This is a genomic window from Desulforhabdus sp. TSK, assembly GCF_022836495.1.
Lineage (GTDB): Bacteria > Desulfobacterota > Syntrophobacteria > Syntrophobacterales > Syntrophobacteraceae > Desulforhabdus.
In genome coordinates this window covers 104,277-112,314 of record NZ_BQXM01000016.1, presented here as the reverse complement: position 1 = coordinate 112,314, position 8,038 = coordinate 104,277, and the positions used below count along the sequence as shown (strand labels likewise).

General features: G+C 57.2%; 6 protein-coding genes. 5 read left to right on the top strand and 1 reads right to left on the bottom strand.

Features of this window, described 5'->3' with window-relative positions; translation table 11 throughout:
• The coding region (locus tag MWC30_RS11420; protein WP_244084307.1) for a hypothetical protein at positions 1-578 on the bottom strand (578 nt) is incomplete at its 3' end.
• 640 nt (positions 579-1,218) lie between these two features.
• On the opposite strand from MWC30_RS11420, the gene MWC30_RS11415 reads away from it, so the two are divergent.
• The 5 genes from MWC30_RS11415 (at position 1,219) to acsB (ending at position 7,997) form a co-directional block, all read left to right on the top strand.
• Complete coding sequence (locus tag MWC30_RS11415) at positions 1,219-1,572, top strand: hypothetical protein (protein ID WP_244084306.1); 354 nt, start codon at positions 1,219-1,221, stop codon at positions 1,570-1,572.
• 105 nt (positions 1,573-1,677) lie between these two features.
• Positions 1,678-2,115: a DUF5661 family protein gene (locus MWC30_RS11410; protein ID WP_244084305.1), complete on the top strand. Its 438-nt coding sequence runs from the start codon at positions 1,678-1,680 to the stop codon at positions 2,113-2,115.
• A gap of 546 nt (positions 2,116-2,661) precedes the next feature.
• Entirely contained in the window at positions 2,662-3,606 is a 945-nt protein-coding gene (locus tag MWC30_RS11405; RefSeq protein WP_244084304.1) for an acetyl-CoA decarbonylase/synthase complex subunit delta, read from the top strand.
• A 90-nt stretch (positions 3,607-3,696) separates the two neighbouring features.
• A complete protein-coding gene (cooS, locus tag MWC30_RS11400) occupies positions 3,697-5,649 on the top strand; it encodes an anaerobic carbon-monoxide dehydrogenase catalytic subunit (RefSeq protein WP_244084303.1) in 1,953 nt (650 codons plus the stop codon).
• Positions 5,650-5,783: 134 nt separating this feature from the next.
• Positions 5,784-7,997 carry an acetyl-CoA decarbonylase/synthase complex subunit alpha/beta gene (acsB, locus tag MWC30_RS11395; protein WP_244084302.1) on the top strand — a complete coding sequence of 738 codons (2,214 nt, stop codon included), beginning with the start codon at positions 5,784-5,786 and terminating at the stop codon, positions 7,995-7,997.
• The last annotated feature ends 41 nt before the right edge of the window (positions 7,998-8,038 follow it).

Sequence of the window (8,038 nt, the reverse complement as noted above, 5' to 3'; positions counted from 1 at the left end):
GGGGTCCGGGGGGTGATGCGCCAGGTGCGGCCGGTCTTCAGCTCCGGTGAGCCGACGTACTCCGGCTCTTCCTCGACGGCGGCAGGGATGCGCTCCCCTCCCTGGGCCTGGAAATAGAGATGCGCCTCCAGGGAGGCCGGGACGGCGGAGAGATTGAAGCGGACGGAATATTGGGGGATTTGAGGCGAATTCCAGGTCTTGAACCAGACGTCCGTGACCTTGGGGCGCTCCGTGGTGAAGGTATGAAGGACCTCTCCGGCGAGTGTCGCCTGGTCTTCGGCCCGGATGCCGGGAGAAACGACCATGCGGTAGCGGGTCGCCGGCCGAAGGGCGTCTTTTTCACCCAGCTGACAGGCCAGGGTGGAAGGATCGAGCCATCGCCACTGGCAGTTGGGGGGCGGTTCGGCACTGATGGGGATCTCTGAGGGACTGCGCTCCATGCGGCCCAGGGCACGACGGGACGGTTGAACTGGAAGACCATCTGCCTTCCCGGCGGGACGTCTTCCCCGGCGGGAGTGATGCGCAGGAGCTTCAAGGGCGCGCCCTGCCGGGCGGGGGAAACAGAACTGTATGCTCACGGTGTTCCATTGATTTCTGGGAGGAGGCTCCGCTGTTTTTAGTTTTTCGTGCCGTTGGGAGTGTGCCTTCGGCCGAAGCTCCCGGCACTCTCAGAGGCTGTCTAAAAAATGAGTCAATCACTCTGAGCATGCACCTTGTTTCGTCATTCCGGCGGTTCTTAAGCCGGAATCCAGGTTCTTCGCTGGGGTGGATTCCGGCTAAAAGACTGCCGGAATGACGAGGAAACGAATTTTTCGACAGCCTCTGAGAAAAGCCGGGAGGCATGTATGGTGCGAAATCCAGACTTTTTGCCGAAATGACATGAAAATCCTTTGGTTCGTAGGGTGCGCTTCGCGCACCATTTGCTTGATGAAGCACGTATTCAGTTGGAATGGTGCATGAAATGCACCCTACTTGCTATGGGATCATCCAATAGGTCGGGATCTCATCCGTTTGGAGTATAAATGGTGCATGAAATGCACCCTACTGGTCTGCCTCCGCGGTCCGGCATCCCCAATGGCGCAAAGACTTCCTTGAAGCTTCGCGTGTATTTCGGTATATAAGTTGCTCTGTGGCTTCCCTGTGCTCTGTCGTGGATGCTGTCCTGCCATGACGCGGGAAGGTGCAGACGATGTGAATCTGAAAAGAAGGAGGATCCGCATGAAGAGGAAAGAAGGTGGTTTCAGGGCCTTCATGATCAGGCTGCTGTTCGTTCTGGCGCTGGCCGTATTCGTGTGCTCGTCTCCGGCGCAGGCGGGGGATGTGGGCGTCCACGTGGGGATCAACCTGCCGTTCCCCGGCGTTTACGTGGCACCGCCCCCACCCGTTTATGTCGCACCGCCCCCCGTGTACGTTGCTCCACCTCCCGTCGTGGTGCGTCCTGCACCCGTGGTGGTCGAGCGGCGTCGGGTGGTCTATGTGGAACCGCCTCCGCAGGTCGTGGAGTATCGGTATTATCCTCCCAAATGCGGGAAGAAGCATCCGAAGCACGAAAGATATTATTATGACGACTGATGCTGTTTGCGCCCCTTCATGGCATGCCGTGCCGTAGAGTTTTGATATACACGGATGCCTCTAAGATCTTGACAACGGCGTGACCCGAAAGGAAAAGGAGCACCGATGGAACTGCCCGTATATGTGACGGTGGAGGAAGTTCAGCGTGTTTGCAAGCTGCTCGGCATCAGGGACTGGACTCAACTGACCGACACGAAAGTGTTGCCCGAAGAGGCCCGAGTCATCCTGGCGGAGATCAACCCCGAAGGGATGGACATCGACCTGGAGCGCTTCCGCATGGGGCTCGAGGTGGAACTGGAGCATGGGACTCAGTTCAAAGATGCCAATGTGACCAACAACCATCCCATTTTGACGGGAAAAATCGTCATCGCTCACTTCAAGGAAATGCTGGATTATTATGAACGGCTGGAAGTGGCCGAGCTGGAGGGGGATCTGCTGAAGGCCCTCCTTGCCAAAAACACCGCCAAGATCGAATCCTACTACAAAAGACTGCTGAAGGCCAAACAGGCGCTCGTCGAATCGGAGATGGCCGACCTCAAGTAGCCCACGGAGTCCCCCCGCACCCGTGTCAGCCCCCATTGCCGCGACGGTGAAAGGGGCTTCGTGTTTTTTTCTCCTATCGTCTCTAAAGGTATAAAGCGGGTTGACATTTCACCGTAGATTCTGTATTAGAAGAACGACTGTCTAGTGCAATATTGTACATGCCTTTTCAAGGGGCGGGAGTTTCGGTTCCTCCCCTGAAGCGTCCATCTCCAAGTTCTATCGGTTGCTCTTTTGCCGGAGGCTGTGTTTTCTTGCTCATTGTGCTTTCCTGCTCATGCGGATGTTCGATTCTCCTTACTGAATGCAAACCGATGGAAGCTTTTTCTTTGTAGAAAAAAGATTCTTCCATGCTTTCAATGTGTTGTGTTAATGGTTTCAGAGAGTAACTTGTCGCCGAGCCCGTGCAATGTGTGCGGGGGAGGCTGTCCTGCGTTTAGTGTTCGCGGTTCTTGTCGCTCAATTGAACATAAGGAGAAGTGTAGGGGTCACAGGAGTCTACCGGTATAGTCAATCTAACAGGTATAGAATTGAAAGGAGGACCCAACCTTGGCTTTTCAACCATCAAAACAAGTTTATTCGGGACAAATCAGGGAAGTGACACTTGGAGTTGGAGACAAGGCCGTAGTCATTGGTGGCAAGGCCGCTTATCCGTTCCATTCCTTTGAAGGTTCAATTCCTCATCCCCCCAAAGTGGCTATGGAAATTTGGGACAAGGACCCCACGGAGGATTGGTGTGCGGCTGCGAAGGAGCCCTTCAAGGATGTTCTGGCGGACCCTGCCGCCTGGGCCAAGAAGTGCGTGAGCGAGTTCGGCGCCGAAATCCTGGTCGTGCAGACCAAGAGCGCGGATCCCAACGCCGACAACAGGCCTGCCGACCAGGTGGCCGAAACGGTGAAAAAGATCGTGGAGGCAGTGGATGTCCCCGTGGTGGTCTGGGGTGTGGCCAACCATGAGAAGGACACGGAAGTCATGCGCGCCGTTGCTGAAAAATGCACCGGGAAACGCCTGGCTCTCTCCCCTGTGGAAGACGGCGATTACAAGCAGATCGGCGCAGCGTGCCTGGGCTATCAGCACATCGTGGTTTCTTCCTCCCCCATCGATGTCAACCTTGCCAAGCAGCTCAATATTTTGCTGGGCAATCTCGGCGTGAACAGCAAGGACATCGTCATCGATCCTACGACCGGTGGTTTGGGCTATGGTCTGGAATACAGCTATTCCGTCATGGAAAGAATCGTGCAGGCCGCTCTGACCCAGGAAGACGAGAAGCTGCAGCAGCCCATCATCGCCAACGTGGGCAATGAAGTGTGGAAGTCCAAGGAAGCCAACCTGAGCGCGGAAGACGCTCCTCAGTTGGGCGATCCCACCCAGCGGGCGATCCTCATGGAATGCATCACCGCGGTGGATCTGCTCCTGGCCGGGGCTGACGTGGTGACCCTGCGCCACCCGGAATCCGTGAAACGGATCAAGGGCTTCATCCAGAAAATGATGTAGACAGAGTGGCTGGTCCAAGAGGTCGAGTTGCCCTGTTCTTTTATTTCAAAGAATAATCAATAACCCCAGGAAGGGGAGATGAGGTGTAATATGTCGGAAGAAAAAAAGCAAAAGCCCATCAACTTTAGGGATGTGTCAACCTGCGAATCCACCATTCAGATGTTGCAAAAGATGGCCGACGACGGCGTTGCAAACGCCTTCCAGAGAGCAGCCGACATGAAGCCCTGCCCCATCGGCGCGGATTCGGCCTGTTGTAAGCACTGCTTCATGGGTCCCTGCCGTTTGAATGCAAAAGATCCCTATTCGAAGGTAGGCGTTTGCGGTGCGACCATCGATACCATCGGCGCCAGGAACTTTGCCCGGATGGTGGCCAGTGGCTGCGCAGCCCATACCGACCACGGCATGGGCATGGTCGACGTGTTCCGTGAAGTCGTTCGCGGCAATATTTCAGGGTACAAAATCAAGGACGAAGAAAAACTTCGCAGTGTCGCCAAGAGCATTGATATCGAGGTAGAAGGGCGTACCGCTCAGGAGATCGCCACAGACCTCTACGAGGAACTGGAAAGGACCTACACCCAGGTAGAGGGCGAAATCCCCTTCGCCAAGCGCGTCCCGCCCAAGACTCTTGAAACGTGGCGTAAAGCCGGTATCGTTCCCCGCGGCGCCATGCGGGAAATCATGGAGCTCATGCACCGCACTCACATCGGTGTGGACCAGGATTATGAAAACATCGTGAAGCAGTGCTCCCGTACGGCCCTTGTCGACGGCTGGGGCGGCTCCATGGTGGCCACGGAAATCTCCGACATCCTCTTCGGGACCCCTAAACCGGTGGTGGCCGGCGTCAACATGGGCTTCCTGAAGGAAGACCATGTGAACATCATCGTTCACGGACATGAGCCCCTGCTTTTCGAGTCGATGATCGCTGCGACCAATGATCCTGCATACATCGAAAAAGCCAAGGCAGCCGGTGCCAAGGGCATTCAGTTGCTCGGCATGTGCTGCTCCGGCGCGGAAGTGCTGGCGCGTCACGGTGTGCCCCATGCGGGCAACTTCCTGAGCGTGGAGCCCGTCATCGCCACGGGAGCCGTGGATGCCATGGCTGTGGACGTGCAGTGCATCATGCAGGCTCTTTCCACCGTATCCGCATGCTACAATACGAGGTTTTTCACCACCAACCCGCGCTGCCGCATCGACGGGGCCATTCATGTCCCCTTCGAGGAGCATCATCCCGAAGCCTGTACCAACAAGATTGTCGACGCGGCCATCGATCGCTTCCAGAACCGTACGGCGAAAATCGAAATTCCCCGCCGCAAGGACATGGGTGTCCACGGCTTCTCCCATGAATATATCAACTACATGCTGGGCGGGTCTTTCCGCGCTTCCTATGTCCCTCTCAACGAAAACATCATCAACGGCCGCATCCGCGGTGTCGCCGGCGTCGTCGGCTGTACCAACCCCCGCGTGAAGCAGGATTATGTACACGTGGAACTGGTGAAAGAGCTCATCAAGAACAACGTTCTCGTCGTGCAGACGGGCTGCTCGCAGATCGCCCTGGCCAAGGCCGGCCTGGATAAGCCCGATGCAGCCGTGATGGCGGGTGACGGTCTGAGGGAAGTGTGCGAAACCGTCGGTATGCCGCCCGTTCTGAGCCTGGGCTCCTGCGTCGACAACAGCCGCATCCTCATCGCCTGCTCGGAAATGGTCCGCACCGGGGGACTCGGGGACAGCATCGCAGACCTTCCCGTGGCCGGCGCCGCGCCCGAGTACATGAGTGAGAAGGCCATCTGTATCGGCCAGTATTTCGTGGCTTCCGGTGTGTATACGGTCTTCGGCGTGACCTTCCCCGTCGTCGAAGGCACCAAGTTCCACAAACTTCTCTTCGAAGGCCTGGAAGAACAGGGCTTTGGGAAGTGGGGCTTCGCGCTGGATCCTTATGAAATGGCCCGCATGATGATCGACCATATCGACAAGAAGCGTATGGCTCTCGGCATCATGGGCGAGCGCGAACGCAAGCTCTTCAGCATGGAAGACCGACGCGCTTGATCGGACCAGGATCCATGACGGGGGAGGATGCCACGGGAGGCGCCTCCCCTGGACACAGCATAAATGTCGGTGCGAAGCCGATGTCTTTGATTTCGATTGAGAAGGGAAACAACCCTTAAGAAGAGGAGTTGATCATGTCAAGGTTAGTCTGTTTTGCCGTCATTCAAGGTGCATACAATATCGTTTCCAAAGTCGAAGGCGCCTTCAAAATGGCGATGGATAAATATGGTGCGAACCAGCCCCTGGCCTTCCCCAATACCGCGTACTACCTGCCCGTCATCTACTCGATCCTGGGGGTGAAGATTGAAAAACTGGCGGATGCGGAGCCCGTGCTCAAGCGCTGCAGGGAACTGCTTCCTCCCCATATGAGCGGGTCCATCCACACTCCCTACCTGGGCAACACCCTGGATGCCGGTATGGCCACCATCCTGGCCGAGGAAATTTTCGAAGCCATCCGCTACGTGGAAGAGCCCGACTTCTATCTGCATGGCGAAGACTGTGACCTGGAGAATGGAAAGATCTGGCTGGGCGCCGCTGACGATACCGTATTCCGGAAAAGAGGCGTCGAGTTCGTGGACGGCAGCGCACCCGGTTTTGCCGCCATCGTCGGTGCCGCTCCCAATCCCGAAATCGCCAAGATGATTGCCGAAGACTATCAGAAAAAGAATCTGTACACCTTCATGTGCGCCAACCAGTCCGGCACGACCTTCGCCGAGCAGTTGGTGCAGGCCGGGGTGCAGATCGGTTGGGGCACGCGCCTCGTTCCTTTCGGCCCCGACATCTCGGCAGCCGTTTTCGCCCTCGGGTTCGCCAACCGCGCCGCTATGGCGTTCGGTGGTGTCAAACCGGGCGACTATGCCACGATGCTCAAGTACAATAAGGACCGCATCTTCGCGTTCATCAACGCTCTGGGCGAGGTCAACGCCGAGTGGGCGGCCAACGCGGGCGGCGCCATCAACTGGGGCTTCCCCACCATCGCCGACACGGACATTCCCGAAATCCTTCCCACGGGTATCTGCACCTACGAGCACGTCGTGGGGAACATCTCTCACGACCATATGACCGCCAAGTCCATCGAAGTGCGCGGACTCAAAGTCGCCGTGACGGAAATCCCTATCCCCGTCGCTTACGGGCCGGCTTTCGAAGGCGAGCGTGTACGGAAGGACGACATCTACCTGGAATGCGGCGGCGGCAAGACCCCCTGCTTCGAGCTGGTACAGATTGCGGATATGGATGCCATCGAAGACGGGAAAGTCGAAGTCATCGGCCCGGACCTGAAGGACGTTCAGCCGGGAAACCGCCTGCCTCTGGGTGTCATCGTTCAGATCGCCGGCCGCAAAATGCAGCCGGATTATGAGCCCATCCTGGAGCGCCAGATTCACCACCTGGTGAACTATGCTCAGGGCGTCATGCACATCGGGCAGCGCGACATCGCCTGGTACCGCATCGGCAAATCGGCCGTGGAGAAGGGCTTCACCCTGGAGCACATCGGAAAGCTTCTGCACGCGAAATACCATCAGGATTTCGGCGCCATTTTCGATAAATGCCAGGTCACGATTTACACGGACGAAGCCAAGGTGAAAGAGTTGCTTCCCAAGGCTCAGGCCGCTTACAGGACCCGCGATGAGCGCGTCGAGAATATGACGGATGAAGGGACCGAGACCTACTACTCCTGTACGCTGTGCCAGTCTTTCGCACCCACCCACGTCTGCGTCATCAGCCCTGAGCGGACCGGGCTCTGCGGCGCGTACAACTGGCTGGACTGCAAGGCCTCCAATGAAATCAACCCCACCGGACCCAACCAGCCCATTCAGAAGGGCGAGGTTCTGGATCCGAAGCTCGGCAACTGGAAGGGCGTCAATGACTTCGTCTACAAGGCATCACGCCAGTCCGTTTCCAGCTACAACTTCTACAGCATCGTTTACGACCCCATGACGACCTGCGGTTGCTGCGAATGCATCGCGGCGGTCCTCCCCATGTGCAACGGCGTCATGACCGTCAACCGCGACTACACGGGCATGACCCCCAGCGGCATGAAGTTCACGACCCTGGCCGGCACCATCGGTGGTGGAAACGTGACCCCCGGGTTCGTGGGACACAGCAAATACACCGTGACCCAGCGCAAGTTCCTGGTGGGTGACGGCGGTCTGAAGCGTCTCGTTTGGATGCCCAAGATCTTCAAGGAAGAAATTCGCGAACGTCTGGTCAAGCGTGGCGAAGAAATCGGGATTCCAAACTTCATCGACATGATCGCGACGGAAGAAAACGGAACGACGGAAGACGAAGTGTACGCCTTCCTGGAAAAAGTCGGCCATCCCGCTGTGACCATGGACTCGATTCTTGGATAGAAAAATTTGATGCGGCAGGGGGGGTGAGGGTCCCCCCTGCG